15 protein-coding genes are annotated in these 16212 nt (G+C 71.7%); 7 read left to right on the top strand and 8 right to left on the bottom strand.

Annotated features, from left to right (window positions below; all coding sequences use genetic code 11):
- Positions 1 to 305 precede the first annotated feature (305 nt).
- The 4 genes from ACIQOW_RS11615 (at position 306) to ACIQOW_RS11600 (ending at position 4602) form a co-directional block, all read left to right on the top strand.
- Positions 306 to 809 (top strand): flavin reductase family protein, encoded by a 504-nt coding sequence (locus ACIQOW_RS11615; protein WP_401082983.1) that lies wholly within the window; start codon positions 306 to 308, stop codon positions 807 to 809.
- Between the two features lie 32 nt (positions 810 to 841).
- Entirely contained in the window at positions 842 to 2434 is a 1593-nt protein-coding gene (aroA, locus tag ACIQOW_RS11610) for a 3-phosphoshikimate 1-carboxyvinyltransferase (protein ID WP_401082980.1), read from the top strand.
- A gap of 144 nt (positions 2435 to 2578) precedes the next feature.
- Positions 2579 to 3646: a histidinol-phosphate transaminase gene (gene hisC, locus ACIQOW_RS11605; protein WP_401082977.1), complete on the top strand. Its 1068-nt coding sequence runs from the start codon at positions 2579 to 2581 to the stop codon at positions 3644 to 3646.
- Between the two features lie 149 nt (positions 3647 to 3795).
- Positions 3796 to 4602, top strand: a complete 807-nt coding sequence (locus ACIQOW_RS11600; RefSeq protein ID WP_401082974.1) for an alpha/beta fold hydrolase — start codon at positions 3796 to 3798, stop codon at positions 4600 to 4602.
- Between the two features lie 196 nt (positions 4603 to 4798).
- On the opposite strand, the gene ACIQOW_RS11595 is transcribed toward ACIQOW_RS11600, so the two are convergent.
- From ACIQOW_RS11595 to mca, 4 genes are all read right to left on the bottom strand, one after another.
- Positions 4799 to 5284, bottom strand: coding sequence for a response regulator transcription factor (locus ACIQOW_RS11595; protein WP_401082971.1), 486 nt, complete (start codon positions 5282 to 5284; stop codon positions 4799 to 4801).
- Between the two features lie 1412 nt (positions 5285 to 6696).
- A complete protein-coding gene (locus ACIQOW_RS11590; protein WP_401082968.1) occupies positions 6697 to 7794 on the bottom strand; it encodes an LLM class flavin-dependent oxidoreductase in 1098 nt (365 codons plus the stop codon).
- Positions 7795 to 8279: 485 nt separating this feature from the next.
- Positions 8280 to 8471, bottom strand: coding sequence for a hypothetical protein (locus ACIQOW_RS11585; protein ID WP_188297641.1), 192 nt, complete (start codon positions 8469 to 8471; stop codon positions 8280 to 8282).
- 49 nt (positions 8472 to 8520) lie between these two features.
- Positions 8521 to 9426: a mycothiol conjugate amidase Mca gene (gene mca, locus ACIQOW_RS11580; RefSeq protein ID WP_188297640.1), complete on the bottom strand. Its 906-nt coding sequence runs from the start codon at positions 9424 to 9426 to the stop codon at positions 8521 to 8523.
- A gap of 244 nt (positions 9427 to 9670) precedes the next feature.
- On the opposite strand from mca, the gene ACIQOW_RS11575 reads away from it, so the two are divergent.
- The gene (locus tag ACIQOW_RS11575) at positions 9671 to 10084 is read left to right on the top strand and encodes a DUF4307 domain-containing protein (RefSeq protein ID WP_401082963.1); all 414 of its coding nucleotides are present in this window, start codon (positions 9671 to 9673) and stop codon (positions 10082 to 10084) included.
- A 366-nt stretch (positions 10085 to 10450) separates the two neighbouring features.
- Positions 10451 to 10951, top strand: a complete 501-nt coding sequence (gene greA / locus ACIQOW_RS11570) for a transcription elongation factor GreA (RefSeq protein ID WP_401082961.1) — start codon at positions 10451 to 10453, stop codon at positions 10949 to 10951.
- 78 nt (positions 10952 to 11029) lie between these two features.
- On the opposite strand, the gene ACIQOW_RS11565 is transcribed toward greA, so the two are convergent.
- The 3 genes from ACIQOW_RS11565 to ilvA form a co-directional block, all read right to left on the bottom strand.
- The gene (locus ACIQOW_RS11565) at positions 11030 to 11887 is read right to left on the bottom strand and encodes an ABC transporter permease (protein ID WP_401082958.1); all 858 of its coding nucleotides are present in this window, start codon (positions 11885 to 11887) and stop codon (positions 11030 to 11032) included.
- A gap of 1 nt (position 11888) precedes the next feature.
- Entirely contained in the window at positions 11889 to 12950 is a 1062-nt protein-coding gene (locus ACIQOW_RS11560; RefSeq protein ID WP_401082955.1) for an ATP-binding cassette domain-containing protein, read from the bottom strand.
- A gap of 152 nt (positions 12951 to 13102) precedes the next feature.
- Positions 13103 to 14314 (bottom strand): threonine ammonia-lyase, encoded by a 1212-nt coding sequence (gene ilvA / locus ACIQOW_RS11555; protein ID WP_188297635.1) that lies wholly within the window; start codon positions 14312 to 14314, stop codon positions 13103 to 13105.
- A gap of 122 nt (positions 14315 to 14436) precedes the next feature.
- Here ilvA and ACIQOW_RS11550 point away from each other — a divergent pair, with 122 nt between their 5' ends.
- A complete protein-coding gene (locus ACIQOW_RS11550; protein ID WP_401082951.1) occupies positions 14437 to 14919 on the top strand; it encodes a MarR family winged helix-turn-helix transcriptional regulator in 483 nt (160 codons plus the stop codon).
- Between the two features lie 24 nt (positions 14920 to 14943).
- Here the strand turns inward: ACIQOW_RS11550 and ACIQOW_RS11545 are convergent, their stop codons facing one another.
- Complete coding sequence (locus ACIQOW_RS11545; RefSeq protein ID WP_188297633.1) at positions 14944 to 16098, bottom strand: cystathionine gamma-synthase; 1155 nt, start codon at positions 16096 to 16098, stop codon at positions 14944 to 14946.
- Between the last annotated feature and the right edge of the window lie 114 nt (positions 16099 to 16212).

Raw genomic sequence — 16212 nt, 5'->3', positions numbered from 1 at the left:
CGACGAAGGACCCCGACCGCCCGGCACCGGAAACGCCATGGGCAGATGGACCTATTGCCGCACCCGCCGCACGGGACGCAGAATTCCCATCGTGCCCTCCACCTTCGGCGGAGGGCCGCCCTGCGCGCCGGGAGGGTTCCACGAACTTCCGCCCCGGCACCGAAGCGCCCGATCGAAGCGCCCGACGGTGGAACGACACGCTCCCGCGCCGCGGACAACGCCGATGCCGCACCCAGCGGGGACACGGCCCCGCAGCCGGGCTTCACATCCGGACTCAAATTCGCGGGACAGGTGGTGATGCTGTCGTGACGGAGCGAACGGAGACCGTACGGCGGGCGAGCTCCGAGGAATTCCGGTCGGCGATGGCCCGGTTCGCGGCCGGGGTCGTGGTGGTGACGACCCTGGACGACGGCGGACTGCCGCGCGGCTTCACGGCGAGTTCGTTCTGCTCGGTGTCGCTGGACCCGCCGCTGGTCCTGGTCTGTCTGGCGAACTCGGCCGACTCCTTCGCGGCGTTCGACTCGTGCGGGCACTTCGCGGTGAGCGTGCTTGGCCCCGAACACCGGCCGCTGGCAGAGCAGTTCGCGACCAAGGGTGCCGACAAGTTCGCCTCGGGCGGTCTGTCCCTGACGCCCGGCGGACTGCCGGCCGTCGCGGGCGCGCTCGTCGAGCTGGACTGCGAGATGTACGCCAGACACCCGGCCGGGGACCACACGATCCTGATCGGCCGGGTGTCGGGCGCGCGCCTGGAAGAAGGCACGGGAACGCCCATGATCTATTACGAGAAGTCCTTCCGGGTCCTGGCCTGAGAAGGCGGGGCTGCCCGGCGGCCGGAAACGCCATGGGTAGATGGACCTATTGCCGCCCCCGCTCCACGGGACACAGAATTCCCATCGCGCCCTCCACGCCGGCGGAGGGCTGCCACGCGCGCCAGGAGGGTTCTCCGAACTCCCGCCCCGACATCGAAGCGCCGAGCGGTGGGATGACCTGTTCTCGCTCCGCGGACAATGCCGGCCCCGGACGTCAAAGCGACATCGCCTGCAAGAAACCAGACGGCGAACGATGCGAAACGGGAGACATGAGGATGCTGCTGAAGGTTGATCCGATCGATTCCTTCTCCGGAACTTTTCGCGTCCCTTCTTCGAAACCGGAGACGCAACGGGCAATTCTGACCGGCACACTGGCCGAGGGAACGTCACGCGTCTACAACGACCTCCGTTGCGACGAGACGGAGACGATGAAGAACGCGTGCCGTGCCTTCGGCGCCGAGATCACCGAGCACGACGGGTTCCTGGAGATCCAGGGCATCGGAGGGGCTCTCCCGGACATCCGGCGGGTCATCCAGTCCCGCGGCTCGGGTCTGGTGTTCCGCGTCGTGACGGCGCTGGCCTCCGCGCTGCCGTCGCCGGTCGTGGTGACGGCCGACGCGACCCTGCGCAGGCGCGTGATGGAGCCCCTGCTGGAGGCGCTGCGCGAACTGGGCGCGGACATCGAGTCGATCGTCGACGAGAACAAGGCCCCGGTCGTCAACTGGGGAGGCGGCCTGAAGGGCGGCACCTGCCGGCTGCCGGGCGACATCAGCTCGCAGTTCATCACCGCCATCCTGTTCGCCGCGCCGCTGGCCGAAGGCCCGGTGGAGATCGAGGTGACGGGCGAGGTCTACTCCCAGTCGTACATCCGGCAGACGCTGGCGAGCCTGACCGACGCCGGCATCAAGGTGTCCGCGTCGGAGGACATGCGTCACTACCAGGTGGAGCCCTCCTCCTACCAGGCCCAGGACGTCACCACGCACGAGGACTACACCTCCGCCTCGTACCTGCTGGCCGCCGCCGCGCTCTTCCCCGGCCGGACCGTCCTGACCAACGTGTACGGCGACAGCATGCAGGGCGAGTTCGCGATCGTCCCGATCCTGGAGCAGCTCGGGGTGAGCGTCACCTTCGACCGGGACACCCTGTCGCTGACCGTCGACAACCCGCCGGGCAGCCTGTGCGGCGACTTCGCGGTGGATGTGCGGGACTGCCCCAACATCGTGCCCACGCTCGCCGCCCTCGGGGCGTACGTGCAGGGCAGCCTGCGGGTGACCGGCGGGCGCCTCACCCGGTTCCACAAGGCGTCGCGCATCGAGGCCATGGCCGCCGAACTGACCCGCGCGGGCGTGGACATCGAGGTCCTGTACGACGACGGGGTCTGCGACGGCTTCGAGGTCCGCGGCGCGCGGACGTACCCCGGCGGAGTGACGCTGTCCAGCTGGGGCGACCACCGCATCTTCATGTCGCTGTTCGTGGCCGGCCTGCGGATGCAGTCCGCCAACCGGTTCTCGGGCTACGAGGACGTCCGGCTGTCCTTCCCCAGCTTCATGGAGGAGTTCGCCAGGGCGGGGGTCCTGACCACGGCCGTCGAGGAGGAGGACGCGCCCGCCGGGGCCGCCGGCTGATCCCAGGGGTGTCGGCGCGCGGGCCGGATCTCCCGCCCGCGCGCCTCGTCGCGGCGCACGGCTCCCCGGGTCCGGGGCGCCCGGACTCCCGGATGAACGACGCCCCCGCACCACCGTCCGCTCCCCCGTTCAGGAAGTTCCCCCATGCCCTCTGCACCTGTCCCCCGGCTGCGCGCCGATGTCTCCGGGCTGCCGCGCTACGTCCCGGGCCGGGCCGCGCCCAGCGACCTGGTGGACAAGTTGTCGTCGAACGAGAACCCCTACCCCCCGCTGCCGTCGGTCGTCGCCGCGGTGCGCGAGGAGCTGGGACGCGTCAACCGCTACCCCGACGCGAAGAGCGGTGAACTGGTCGCGGAGCTGTCCGCGGCCCTCGCGGTGCCCCCGGAGCACCTCGTGCCCGGCACCGGATCGCTCGGCGTCACCAAGGACCTGTTGTGCGCCGCGGCCGGTGACGGGGACGAAGTGCTGTTCGCCTGGCGCTCGTTCGAGGCGTACCCGATGCTCGTCTGGGCCACCGGGGCCACCCCCGTGCAGATTCCGCTGCGTGACGAGCGGCACGATCTGGAGGCCATGGCCGACGCGGTGACGGAACGCACCCGCATGGTCGTCGTGTGCAACCCCAACAACCCGACCGGCACGGCCGTGCACCGCGGCGAACTCGAGCGCTTCCTCGACCGGGTGCCCGGCGACGTGCTGGTGGTGCTCGACGAGGCGTACCGCGAGTTCGTCGACGACGCCGACGTACCCGACGGCATCGAGCTCTACCGCGACCGTCCCAACGTCGCCGTCCTGCGCACCTTCTCCAAGGCGTACGGGCTGGCACGGCTGCGCGTCGGCTACGCGGTCGCGCATCCGCCGGTCGCGGCCGCGCTGCGCGCCTGCACCGTGCCGTTCGGCGTCAGCGGCCTCGCCCAGGCCGCCGCGCGTGCCTCGCTGGCGGCGGAACCCGAACTGCTGGAGCGGGTCCGGACCCTGGTGGCCGAGCGCACCCGGGTCACCCGCGCCCTGCGGGCCGCGGGCTGGAGCGTTCCCGACAGCCAGGCCAACTTCGTCTGGCTGCGCCTCGGTTCGCACTCGCCGGCGTTCGCCGACGCGTGCGAGGCGGCGGGAGTCATGGTGCGCCCCTTCGGCGACGAGGGGGTGCGGATCACCATCGGCACTCCCGAGCAGAACGACCGGCTGCTGAAGATCGCGGGCGACTGGCGGATCTGAGAGGGACCCGCCGCGGATCCCGCGCAGCGGCCCCCGTTCGGCAGAACCTCGATAGCGCTCCTGCCGCGTGCTTCTTCGGGCTACCGTGAGGAGGACCCATGACACCACGCGCCGCCCCCGTGCCCCGTGTGCCCGTTCGAAGGACGTCGATGACCGAACCCGGCCGGCCGGCCCCGACCTTCGCCCGCGCCCAGGACGGCACCGCCTTGGCCTACCAGCACCGCGGGGAGGGGCCGCCGCTGGTACTGCTCCCCGGGCAGGCCAACGACCACCACTGGTGGGACGGCGTGCGCGAGGACTTCCACACCGTGCGCTCCACCGTCACCCTGGACCCGCGCGGCACGGGCGCCAGCGACAAGCCCGAAGGGCCGTACTCCGTCCGGCAGTTCGCGGACGACGTCGTCGCGGTCCTGGACGCGCTCGGCATCACGCGCGCCGACGTGTACGGCACCTCGATGGGCGGCCGGGTCGCGCAGTGGCTCGCGATCCGCCACCCGGAGCGGGTCCGCCGGCTGGTCCTGGGTTGCACCTCCCCGGGCGGTCCGCACGCCGTGGAGCGCGACGCGTCGGTACGGCGGTCCCTCGCGCGGCCGGATCCGGAGGCCGTCCGCCGCGAGCTGACCGACCTGATGTACTCCCCCGCCTGGCAGGCCGCGCATCCCGGCCCCTACCGCACCCTCGGCGACCCCCACATGCCCTCCCACGCGCGCCGCGCCCACCTCGTCGCCAGCAACGGGCACGACGCGTGGAGCGAACTGCCGGGCATCGGGGCCCCCACCCTGGTCCTCCACGGCGGCCAGGACCGGCTCACCCCGCCGGACAACCTCCGGCTGCTCGCCTCGCGCATCCCCGGTGCCCGGACGCACCTCTTCCCGGGCGCCCGGCACGCCTACTTCGAGGAGTGCCGGGACGAGGCGGGCCGGCTGGTGCGGAGGTTCCTCGTCGAGGAGGGATGACGGTGAGCGGCAGCGCCCTGCCGTCGACCGGCCGGTACGGCGAGACCCGGGCCGTGGTCCCGGCGTCGGCGTCGGCGGTGCGACGGCCCCGGGTCAGCGGACCGGCTCGCGACACCGACCCGACGCGACCGCGGAGGAACGAGCGCACCGAGCGGCAGCGGAGATCCCCCGGGGAGGAGGTCCGGCTGCGAGCCGCTCAGGAAGCGAGGCCGACGCACTGGGCGTAGAGCGCGGCCTGGGTGCGGTGAGCGGCGCCGATCTTCAGGTAGATGCTGCTGAGGTGGTTCTTCACGGTCTTCTCGGAGATGTCAAGTCTTCGGGCGATGACCCGATTGCTCAACCCCCGTGCCAGCAACCGGAGTACGCCCCGCTCGCGCGCGGTGAGGGCCGGGCCGGTCGGCGGCGAGCCCTCCTCGGGGACGGGATCGGACGCCGGAGCGGAGGCCGGGGCGGACGGAGTCGCTTTCCCCGGATCGGGCAGGCCGACGTGTCGGGCGTAGAGCGCGGCCTGCGTGCGGTCGGTGGCGCCGATCTTCAGGTAGATGCTGCTGAGGTGGTTCTTCACGGTCTTCTCGGAGATGTCCAGCCTTCGGGCGATGAGCCGGTTGCTCAGCCCCCCGGCCAGCAGTCCGAGCACATCTAACTCCCGGCAGGTGAGTTTTGTGGCCAGCGCTTCTTCCACGTCCTGTCTCCTCTTTCCTTCTCTCGAAGAGCATGAGAAAAAACGTCCAGGGGCTTCAATCACACGGCACCCCCGGCGCTGAGCGGTGAGCGGTGAGCGGTGAGTGCCGGCAGGTCACCCGGCGGCGGCGGTCACGGCAGGCGGCCCGACATCCGGCCCGGCCCCGACGTGCGGGCCGGCAGGACGTCGGAAGGGGCGGAGGGGGGCGGAGGGGGCCTCGATCCGGGCAAGGGGGCGGAGATTCCGGAGGGTGGCGTCCACGACGGTCTTCCGCCACTCGTCACCGGGGGGCACCGGCCGGGGCGGCGACCTCGCTTCCGGCCTCTCCCGGCCGGGCCGGGCCCTGACATCGGCACCGGCACCGGCACCGGCATTGGCACCGGCACCGGCACCGGCCAAGCCGTAATCCTGCCGGGTGGATAGAATTTCGCTGCCGGATCGACGGCTCCCGGATGGGGAGTACCGCCCTGAATACAGAAGCCCGGCGAATCGATGGGAAGTGCACATAGGCAGGACGTCAATGCAATCTCCCCCTGTGTGAGCGCACCAATTGTTCGCAGACGAAAATGGCAACGCTGTGAAGAATCGGTGGCTCGACCACGAAGCAGCGCTTCACGGTCAGGCGAAGGTGTCCCCCTTGATGCTCGCTCAAGACGCAGACTGAAACTGCTCAAACACATTCCAGGCTACACGCTGGTCCAATCGGTCGGCCAGTGTTCGCTGTCAAAATCCGGCGCCCACCCAAAGCCACCGGCACCCCGTCATGGGGCGAGGGGCGGTGGAACGGCGGATTCCACATCGGGCCGGCCTGGCGGGCCCATTCGCAGCCGACCGGGCTCCGGTGTCGGGCAGCCGTGGGATTGCCCGGAAGCCGGCGATCCGGTTTCGGCCGCCGGCCGGGCCCCGGTGCGGGTGGCGAATGTGCGCCGGCGGACGCATGCGACCTCGGGAAAACCGAGAAAAGCCCAGCTGACGGCATTGTCGAAGGAGAAATCCGTCGCGGCCCGGCCGCTGGCGTCACCGCCGAGGCAAGGCGCCCGCGTCGTCACCGGAGGTGGCCCTCGCGCGGGGCCGTGCTCCCGGCTCGCGTCCCGGAGGCGGCCTCGGCGGCTGCGATGGCGGCGGGTGCGCCGGCGGCAGGGGTCCGCCGGGCGCTCGGGGCGCCGGAAACAGGGCCCGCACCGTGGTCGAGGCGGCGGAACACGGCAGCGGTCGGAGCGGGTGGCCTCCGGAAGCGGTTCGTCCTGGCGAGGCGGGCGAAACGTTCGGAACCGCCGGGACGCACCCACACCCGGCAACCCGCCGGCACCCGGCACCTCAGGGCATCTCGACACCCGGGAAGGCACCGGCGCCGCCCACGCCCGCGCGCAGCGTGACCGACTCACGCTGCGCGGCGCTGGGGGCGCCGGCCCTCACACCACCTGCCCGGCGCGTTCGTGCCGGCGCAACAGCGGCAGCACCCGGGTGTAGAAGATCCGCATCTCCTCCTGCGTCGGCCAGCCCGAGAAGATGAACTCGCTGACCCCGGCCGCCTTGTACTCGTAGAGGTACGCCGCGACCTCCTCGTAGCTGCCCACCACGCAGAGAGCCGGCCCGCCGCGATACGCGACGGCACCGGAGAACAGCATGGGAGAAATCCAGTCGGATTCCGCGGTGTCGGCCAGCTGGAAGGACGTCTTCACCGCCACGGAATCGGAGGAGGCCACCGCGGCTGCGATCCGCTTCCGGTGCTCCTCGTCGGGATTGCCCATCAGCTCGGCGAGATCCGCCAGCGCTTCCTCGCGGCTCTCCCTCGCCAGCACGTGCATGCGGGTTCCCACCCGGCCGCCCTGCGTCAGCACGGACTTCGCCGCCGCGGCCATTCCCTCGGGGGTGTCGCCGTACCTCAGCCAGCAGTCGCCGTGGTCCACAGCGGTCTGCTGCGCCACCTCCGAGGCCCCGCTGATGTAGATCTCGGGACGGCCTCCGCCCTTGTATCCCAGGCCGATCTGCGCGTCCTTGATGCGATAGTGCTCGCCCTCGAAGGACAGCGGGGTCTCATTCCGCCAGAATCGGTGGAGAATGTCCAGGAACTCGTTGGAGCGCGCATAGCGCTCGTCGTGCGCGAGAAAGTCCCCGTAATAGGCCTGCTCGGCCGGGGAGGTGCCGGCGACCAGGTTGAGGGATATCCGCCCGTCCGACATCCACGAGACCGTGTTGACCACCTGGGCGAAGAGCGTCGGCGAAAGCAGTCCGGGACGGTAGGCGAGGAGGAACTTGACGCGCTTGGTCTCGCGGACCAGGGCGCCGAGCATCGGGAGCGGATCAGGCATGTGGAAGCCGATCCCCATGAGGAGCGAGTCCACGCCCAGGCTGTCCGCTTCCTGGGCGAATTCGACGATCTCGTCGAAGTCGAGCTGGCCGACCTGGTATTTCCCCGACGCCTTCCGCTGCCCGCTGAGCGGCGAGTTCCAGTGCACTCTCAGCTCGTTCGAGCCCGACTGCGGTTGGCTTGACAGGCCGCTCACCACCAAGACCCCACCTTCCGATTGCTCGAAATCCGATGCCCGGGCCGCGGTACGCGAAAATCAGTCGGCCAGTGAACGGATTCGGTCCTGGCGGATCCCCGGGTGGTTCCCCAACGTGTTGATCGCGCGGCCTCAGCCTCGCATGGTTCCCGCTTGGTCAAAATAGGACCTAGGTCCCGGCGCCCCGGCGTACGCCGGGGCGCCGGGAGATTATTCGATCTTGTGTGGTGTGACGACCGGCGGGCCGTGTCCAAGTCCTCGATGAGCACCCGAGCTTCGGCACTTCCGGCGTCCGCCGTGTCCGGCCGACGGCCCCCGGGCCGAGGCGGACTCGCATCCGTGGAGCGGCCGGAGCGGCCGCCCCGTACCCCGCCCAGCGCACCACGGTCTGCCACGGCCACGTCATGGCTCGGGATCCTACGAAGCCGGACGGGCCGCCGGGACCGCTTCACCGAAGGCCGGCCCCACGGACGGGGTCGGCCGCCGGCTCACTCCTTCGGGGCCTCCGGCTCCTCGACGAAATCGACCTTCTTGAACTGCCGGTTCATCGACTTGGCCAGGAACCAGGTCGCGACGCCGAGGGCGGCGAAGACGACGAAGCCGAGCAGGCCGGGGGTGACCTTGGCGTCGTCGACGGCGAGGTCAGCGGCGAGATGGACGAGGTTCACGGAGGCACTCATATCTCTATGGTGGCCCGGCTCACGGGGAGCCGGGCCCTCGGGGGGTGGTTCAGTCGCGCGTGTCGGCGGCCTCGGCCACCAGGGTGGGGGTGCGCAGACCGGCGAACAGGTCGTCCTCCGGCAGGTCCACGTCGACCAGGGTACGGGCGAGTTCGTAGTCCTCGGTGGGCCAGACCTCGCGCTGGACCTCCAGGGGAACGCGGAACCACGGGCCGTCCGGGTCGATCTGGGTCGCGTGGGCGATCAGCGCGCGGTCGCGGGTCTCGAACCAGTCGTCGCAGCGGACCCGGGTGGTGATCTCGCGCTCCTTGCGGCCGCTCTTCTCCCAGCCCTCGATCCACTCCCCGTACGGCGACTCGTGGCCGTGCTCGGTGAGGTACGCGTGCAGGGCCCGGATGCGGCCCATCGGGAAGCCGTGGTTGTAGTACAGCTTGAGCGGCTGCCAGGGCTCGCCGGCCTCCGGGTAGGCGTCCGGGTCGCCCGCGGCGTCGAAGGCCAGCATGGTGATCTTGTGGGTCATGATGTGGTCCGGGTGCGGGTAGCCGCCGTTCTCGTCGTAGGTCGTGATGACCTGCGGCCTGAACTCGCGGATCAGCCGGACCAGCGGCTCCGCCGCCTCCTTGACGTCCTGGAGGGCGAAGCAGCCCTCGGGCAGCGGGGGCAGCGGGTCCCCCTCGGGCAGCCCGGAGTCCACGAAGCCCAGCCAGGCCTGCCGGACTCCGAGGATCGCCCGCGCCTCGTCCATCTCCTTGCGGCGCACCTCGTGGATGTTCTCCTCGATGTACGGGTCCCCCTGGAGCTTGGGGTTGAGGACCGACCCGCGCTCGCCCCCCGTGCAGGTGGCCACCAGCACGTCCACGCCCTGCTCGACGTACCTGGCCATGGTGGCCGCGCCCTTGCTGGACTCGTCGTCCGGGTGGGCGTGCACCGCCATCAGTCGCAACTGCTCAGTCAACGCCTTGCGTTCCTTCCACACTCGTCGGGCGTTCCGCGGAGTCCGGGTCTGCCCACCGTACGAACCGCTCACTTCGGGACCGCGTCGCCGCGGGGCCGGGCCGCTGAACGTCGCCGGCGCGGCCGAGCCCTGCCCCCGCCGGACCGGCCGCGGGCGTGCCCCTCCTATAGTGACGGACTGGAGGTCCGTCGCATTCCCCCGCACCACCCCGCGCGGCCCCTCCCCCAGGAGAGGACGGAGTCCGATGAGTGCAGACACCACCGCCGCCCGGCTGCCCGAGGGGCGCTACGGCCGCGGCGGCACCCGTGACTCGGACCGCCGCCTGAAGGTGATCGGCGCGGTCTGCGGCCTGCTCGGCCTGGGCCTGATCGCCTGGCTGGGCGGCTCCTACCTGCTGCGCGAGTCGAAGATCAACGGCTCGGTACCGACCTTCCAGGTACTCTCCGACTCCGAGGTCCAGCTGCACCTCACCGTGCGCAAGGGCGACGGGCAGGCCGGCACCTGTACGGTCCGCTCGCAGGCCGACGACCACGCGGTGGTCGGGGTGGCCGACTTCCCGGTCCCGGCGGCCGGCTCCAGCTACGACGCGGTGGTCACCCTGCGCACCACCGCGCGCGGCACCACCGCCGAACTGCTGGGCTGCACCCCGGCCAAGTAGCGCGCACCCCGCGTCACGCCCCGGCGCCCCGACGCCACGCCCCTCGCGCCCCCCGCGCCACACGCCCGGCCGCGCGCCCCGCACGGCGCACCCGTCACCGGCGGCGCGCATATTCGATCCGGGGAGCGGGCATCCGTAGAGGGTTCCGCGCCCCGTTGCCGTACACCCCGGCGCAACGCCGCCGTCAATGGCGCGCGAACGCCTCTCCCGCATGTCGGCAGGACTTGTTAGGCTCGTGGTTTCGCCCCTTCCGCACCGGATGGTACGGGAGCGGGCGTTGCTTTGTAGTTGAGACCGATATCACCACCGACCCTGCTGACGACTCACACCCTCAGCACAGCCCCCCAGCACCTACGAGGAGCACCCGTGACCCAGACCAGTGAGAACGTGACCTGGCTCACTCAGGCCGGCTACGACCAGCTCAAGGCCGAGCTGGACCACCTGACCGGGCCCTGGCGCATCGAGATCGCCCAGAAGATCGAGGCGGCGCGCGAGGAGGGCGACCTCAAGGAGAACGCCGGCTACCACGCGGCGAAGGAGGAGCAGGGCAAGCAGGAGCTGCGCATCCGCCAGCTGACCCAGCTGCTGGAGCGGGCCAAGGTCGGCGAGGCCCCGGCCGACTCGGGCACGGTGGCCCCGGGCATGGTCGTCACGGTCGCCTTCGACGGCGACGAGGACGACCTCATGGAGTTCCTGCTCGCCTCCCGCGAGGTCGCCGGCGCCGACGACCTGGACGTCTACTCGCCGCAGTCCCCGCTGGGCCGCGCGATCGACGGCAAGCGGATCGGCGACGAGGCCACCTACGAGCTGCCGAACGGCAGGCCGGCCATGGTGAAGATCGTCAAGGTCGTGCCGCACGCCGGCTGATCCGGCGCCACGACACGAGGGCGGCCGCGGAGGTCAGGGACTTCCGCGGCCGCCCTCGGCGTTCCGGGCCGGGCCGGGTCAGGCGCTGGACGACCGGTACTTGCGCACCGCCAGCCACGAGAACACCGCGGTGATCACCACCGACCACAGCACCGACACCAGCGCCGCGTGCTGCATCGACCAGGCGCTGTCCACCGGGCCGACCTGGTTGCCGAACAGCACCCGGCAGGCCTGCACGGTGGCGCTGAAGGGGTTCCAGTACGCGATCCCCTGGAGCCAGCCCGGCATCGAGGTGACCGGCACGAAGGCGTTGGACACGAAGGTCAGCGGGAACAGCCAGATCAGTCCGGCCGAGGTGGCAGCCTCGGGGCTGCGCACCGACAGGCCGATCAGCGCGCCGATCCAGGAGAAGGCGTAGCCGAGCAGGAGCAGCAGGCCGAAGGCGCCGAGCGCCTTGAGCAGGCCGTCGTGGATCCGCCAGCCGACCAGCAGCGCGACCAGCGCCAGCACGACCAGGGTGAACGCGGTCTGGCACAGGTCCGCGAGGGTGCGGCCGACCAGCACCGCGGAACGGGCCATCGGCAGCGAGCGGAACCGGTCCACCAGCCCCTTGCTCATGTCCTCCGCGATGCCCGCCGAGGCACCGGCGACGGCGAAGGTGACGGTCTGGGCGAAGATGCCGGCCATCAGGAACTGGATGTACGTGTCCGAGCTGGAGTTCGTGCCGGGGATCTTGATCGCCCCGCCCATCACGTACGAGAACAGCAGCACGAACATGACCGGCTGCATCAGCCCGAAGACGACGATCTCGGGTATGCGGGTCGTCCGGCGCAGGTTCCGTTTGGCGACCACCCAGGAGTCGTGCAGGGCGGCGGAGACCCCCCGGCGCTGCCTGGGCATCGCCGGGCCGATGGCGTGTTCGGTGGCGGTGCCCATCTCAGCTCTCCTTCCCGGCCGTCACGGCCTGCTTGTCCGGCCCGCGGCCGCCCTTGCCGCCGTCCTTGCCCCTGCCCCGGCCGTCCGCGCCGGCGTCGTCGCCGTCCTCCTCCTCGGGCCGCTCCTCGGCGACGTGGCCGGTGAGGGTGAGGAAGACGTCGTCCAGGGTCGGGCGGCGCAGCCCGATGTCGTCGATCTCGATCCCGCGGGAGTCCAGTTCGCGGATCGCGTCGGCGAGCACCCGGGCGCCGCCGCTGATCGGCACGGTGATCCGGCGGGTGTTCTTCTCCACCGTCGGCTCGCCCAGCGCGTAGCCGGACAGCGCCGCGAGCGCGTCGGTGACCAGTCCTGGCTCGTGCACCACGACCTCGATCCGCTCGCCGCCGATCTGCGCCTTGAGCTGGTCGGCGGTGCCGCGGGCGATCACCCGGCCGTGGTCGACCACCGCGATGTCGTGGGCGAGGCGGTCGGCCTCCTCCAGGTACTGGGTGGTGAGCAGCAGCGTGGTGCCCTGCTCGACCAAGGTCTCGATGACCTCCCAGAGCGCGAGCCGGTTGCGCGGGTCGAGGCCGGTGGTCGGCTCGTCCAGGAACATCACCGGCGGCCGGACGACCAGGGCCGCGGCCAGGTCCAGGCGCCGGCGCATGCCGCCCGAATAGGTCTTGGCCGTACGGTCCTTGGCCTCGGCGAGGTTGAACCACTCCAGCAGCTCCAGCGCCCGGGCCTTCGCCTCGCGGTGGGTCATCTGGTAGAGCTCGCCGACCATGGTGAGGTTCTCGAAGCCGGTCAGGTACTCGTCGACCGCCGCGTACTGGCCGGAGAGGCCGATCAGGCTGCGGACCTGGTTGGGGTGCCTCAGCACGTCGACCCCGGCGACCACCGCGCGGCCGGAGTCGGGGCGGAGCAGAGTGGTGAGGACCCGCACGGTGGTGGTCTTCCCGGCGCCGTTCGGGCCGAGCAGCCCGAGCACCGTGCCCTCGGGGACGTCGAGGCTGACGCCGTCCAGGGCTCGTACGTCGCCGAAGGTCTTCACCAGGTTCTCGGCTTGGATGGCTGGCGCCATGGCCTGCCTCATCTCCTAGGACGTATGGGGCGATCTGTCCCACTCTGCCCTGTTTTCGGGCACGCGGGCGAGTCGGTACTCGACCCCTGGGACTCGAACGCGATGTATCGCGAGTCTCCCAGTACGCGATATATCGCGTCAAGGGATGGAACTCAGCCGGAGACCACGTACCCCGCGTCCCGCAGTTCACCGACCACCAGCGCGCAGTGCTCGGGCCCCTTGGTCTCCAGGTGCAGGTCCACCTCGACCTCGGTCAGCCCCAGCCGCGGGTCGGTCCGCACGTGCGCCACGTCCAGCACGTTGGCGTCCACCCTGGTCAGCACGCCCAGCAGGTCCGCCAGCGCGCCCGGCTTGTCCGCCAGCCGCACCCGCAGCGACAGGTAGCGCCCGGCCGCCGCCAGCCCGTGCCGCAGCACCCGCTGCATCAGCTGCGGGTCGATGTTGCCGCCGGACAGCACCGCCACCACCGGGCCCTCGAAGGAGTCCGGCCGCTCCAGCAGCGCCGCGATCGGGGCCGCCCCGGCCGGCTCGACCACCAGCTTCAGACGCTCCAGCCCGAGCAGCAGCGCCCGCGACAGCGCCTCCTCGGAGACCGTGCGGATGCCGTCCGCGAGCGTGTTGACCACCTCGAACGGGATGTCCCCGGGCCGCCCGACCATGATCCCGTCCGCCATGGTGGCGAACCGCTCCAGCGACACCGGCCGCCCGGCCGCCAGCGAGGGCGGGTACGCGGCCGCGCCCGCCGCCTGCACCCCGACCACCCGCACGTCCGGCCGCAGCGGCTTCACCGCCGCCGCGATCCCGGCCAGCAGCCCGCCGCCGCCCACCCCGACCAGGATGGTCCGCACCTCGGGGCACTGCTCCAGGATCTCCAGCCCGACGGTCGCCTGACCGGTGACCACGTCCCAGTGGTCGAAGGGGTGGATGAACACCGCGCCGGTCGCGTCCGCGTACCGCTGCGCGGCCAACAGGGCCTCGTCCACGGTGGCACCGTGCAACCGCACGTCGGCGCCGTACTCGCGGGTGGCCGCGACCTTCGGCAGCGGCGCCGCGACCGGCATGAACACCGTGGAGCGCACGCCCAGCAGCGCGGCCGCCAGCGCCACCCCCTGGGCGTGGTTCCCGGCGCTCGCCGCCACCACCCCGCCGGCCCGCTGCACCGGCGAGAGTCCCGCGATCCGCACGTACGCCCCGCGCAGCTTGAAGGACCCGGTGCGCTGCAGGTTCTCGCACTTCAGGTGGACCGGCGCGCCGATCAGCGCGGAGAGGTGCCGGCTGCCCTCCATGGGGGTCACCCGGGCGACCCCGGCGAGCATCTTCTGGGCGCCGCGGACGTCGTCGAGGGTGATCGGCCAGTTGTGCATGGCGCCAGACTACGGGGGGCTCCGACGGCAATCCGGGATGCCGGGCCTGTTCCCGGGCCCGCCCGGCCCGCGTACGCTGCTGCTCCTGAGCCTCCCTCACCGCACGACGATCGTGAGCCGCGATGACGACGACCTCGCCCCAGGCCACCGACCGCACCGACCCCGTGTACACCCAACTCCAGTACCAGCTGGCGCTGTTCGCGCGCCGGATGGAACAGGTCCGGACCTCCGGCGGCGACGTCGGGGCGCTCGACCGGGCCGCCTACCTGCTGCTCGACCGGCTGGACCGGCACGGCCCGGCCAACGTCAAGGCGCTGGCCGAGGCCCTCGGGGTGGACTCCTCCACGGTGACCCGCCAGGTCGCCCCGCTGGTCGCCGCCGGGCTGGTCGGCCGGGTGCAGGACCCGGCCGACCGCCGCGCCGTACGGCTCGCGCTGACCTCGCACGGCGCCGGCCGGCTCACCGAAGTCCGGGACGGCCGGGCCGAGTTGACCCGCCGCCTGGTGGCCGGCTGGCCACCGGAGGAACAGCGCGCGTTCTGCGCCCTGCTGGCCCGCTTCAACCTCGCGATGGAGTCGTACTCGGCGGACCGGCAGGGGCAGTGAGGGGCCGCCGGGGCCCCGGCCCGATCAGCCCAGCGCCTGCGTGAGGTCGGCCAGCAGGTCGTCGATCGACTCGATGCCGACCGAGACGCGCACCAGGTCGGACGGCACCTCCAGCAGCGAGCCGGCCACCGAGGCGTGGGTCATCCGGCCCGGGTGCTCGATCAGCGACTCGACGCCGCCGAGCGACTCGCCGAGGGTGAACAGCTGCGCGCGGTTGCAGACCTCGACGGCCGCCTCCTCGCCGGCGGCGACCCGGAACGAGACCATGCCGCCGAAGCCCTTCATCTGCTTGGCGGCGATGTCGTGGCCGGGGTGCTCGGGCAGGCCCGGGTAGAGCACCTGGCTGACCTTCGGGTGGCTCGCCAGCAGCTCGGCGACCTTCTCCGCGTTGGCGCTGTGCCGGTCCATCCGGACACCCAGCGTCTTGATGCCGCGCAGCACCAGCCAGGCGTCGAACGGGCCGGAGACGGCGCCCATCGCGTTCTGGTGGTAGGCCACCTCCTCGCCGAGGGCCGCGTCGGCCAGCACCAGCGCACCGCCGACCACGTCCGAGTGGCCGCCCATGTACTTGGTGGTGGAGTGCACGACCGCGTCCGCGCCGAGCGAGATCGGCTGCTGGAGGTACGGGCTGGCGAAGGTGTTGTCGACCACCAGCAGCGCGCCGGCGCCGTGGGCGATCTCGGCGAGGGCGGCCAGGTCGGTGATGCCCAGCAGCGGGTTGGACGGGGTCTCCACCCACACCGCGCGGGTGTTGGGGCGCAGCGCCTCGCGGACGGTGGCCAGGTTCTGGGTGTCGGCGACGGAGAACTCGACGCCCCAGCGGGTGAGCACCTTGGCGAACAGCCGGAAGGTGCCGCCGTAGGCGTCGTTGGGGATGACGATGTGGTCACCCGGCTTGAGGATCGTGCGCAGCAGGGTGTCCTCGGCGGCCAGGCCCGAGGCGAAGGCGAGGCCGCGGGCCCCGCCCTCCAGCGCCGCGAGGCACTCCTCCAGCGCGGTGCGGGTCGGGTTGGCGCTGCGGCTGTACTCGTAGCCGCCGCGCAGTCCGCCCACCCCGTCCTGCTTGTAGGTGGACACCTGGTAGATCGGCGTGACGACGGCCCCGGTCTGGGGGTCTGCTTCCTGACCCGCGTGGATGGCGAGGGTCTCGAAGCCCTGAGGAAGCTGGTGCTGGGTCATGGGTCCGAGCCTAGTGGGCGAATGCCGCCAAGCCCTCCCGAACCGGGAACCGGGACGAACCCGCAGGTGGGAGCGGGGTGCGGCGGGCCGTAACCACGGTGCGCCGAGCCCCCG

The sequence above is a fragment of the Kitasatospora sp. NPDC091335 genome, from assembly GCF_044757205.1.
Lineage (GTDB): Bacteria > Actinomycetota > Actinomycetes > Streptomycetales > Streptomycetaceae > Kitasatospora.
Note: the sequence above shows the minus strand (reverse complement) of the source record. Positions and strands in the feature narration are given on the sequence as shown.

Coding starts and splice junctions, on each gene's coding strand:
- hisC (WP_401082977.1), top strand. CDS start 2,579: ATGCCCTCTGCACCTGTCCCCCGGCTGCGCGCCGATGTCTCCGGGCTG.
- ACIQOW_RS11545 (WP_188297633.1), bottom strand. CDS start 16,098: ATGACCCAGCACCAGCTTCCTCAGGGCTTCGAGACCCTCGCCATCCAC.
- ACIQOW_RS11550 (WP_401082951.1), top strand. CDS start 14,437: ATGACGACGACCTCGCCCCAGGCCACCGACCGCACCGACCCCGTGTAC.
- ACIQOW_RS11560 (WP_401082955.1), bottom strand. CDS start 12,950: ATGGCGCCAGCCATCCAAGCCGAGAACCTGGTGAAGACCTTCGGCGAC.
- ACIQOW_RS11565 (WP_401082958.1), bottom strand. CDS start 11,887: ATGGGCACCGCCACCGAACACGCCATCGGCCCGGCGATGCCCAGGCAG.
- ilvA (WP_188297635.1), bottom strand. CDS start 14,314: ATGCACAACTGGCCGATCACCCTCGACGACGTCCGCGGCGCCCAGAAG.
- ACIQOW_RS11600 (WP_401082974.1), top strand. CDS start 3,796: ATGACCGAACCCGGCCGGCCGGCCCCGACCTTCGCCCGCGCCCAGGAC.
- ACIQOW_RS11585 (WP_188297641.1), bottom strand. CDS start 8,471: ATGAGTGCCTCCGTGAACCTCGTCCATCTCGCCGCTGACCTCGCCGTC.
- ACIQOW_RS11575 (WP_401082963.1), top strand. CDS start 9,671: ATGAGTGCAGACACCACCGCCGCCCGGCTGCCCGAGGGGCGCTACGGC.
- aroA (WP_401082980.1), top strand. CDS start 842: ATGGGTAGATGGACCTATTGCCGCCCCCGCTCCACGGGACACAGAATT.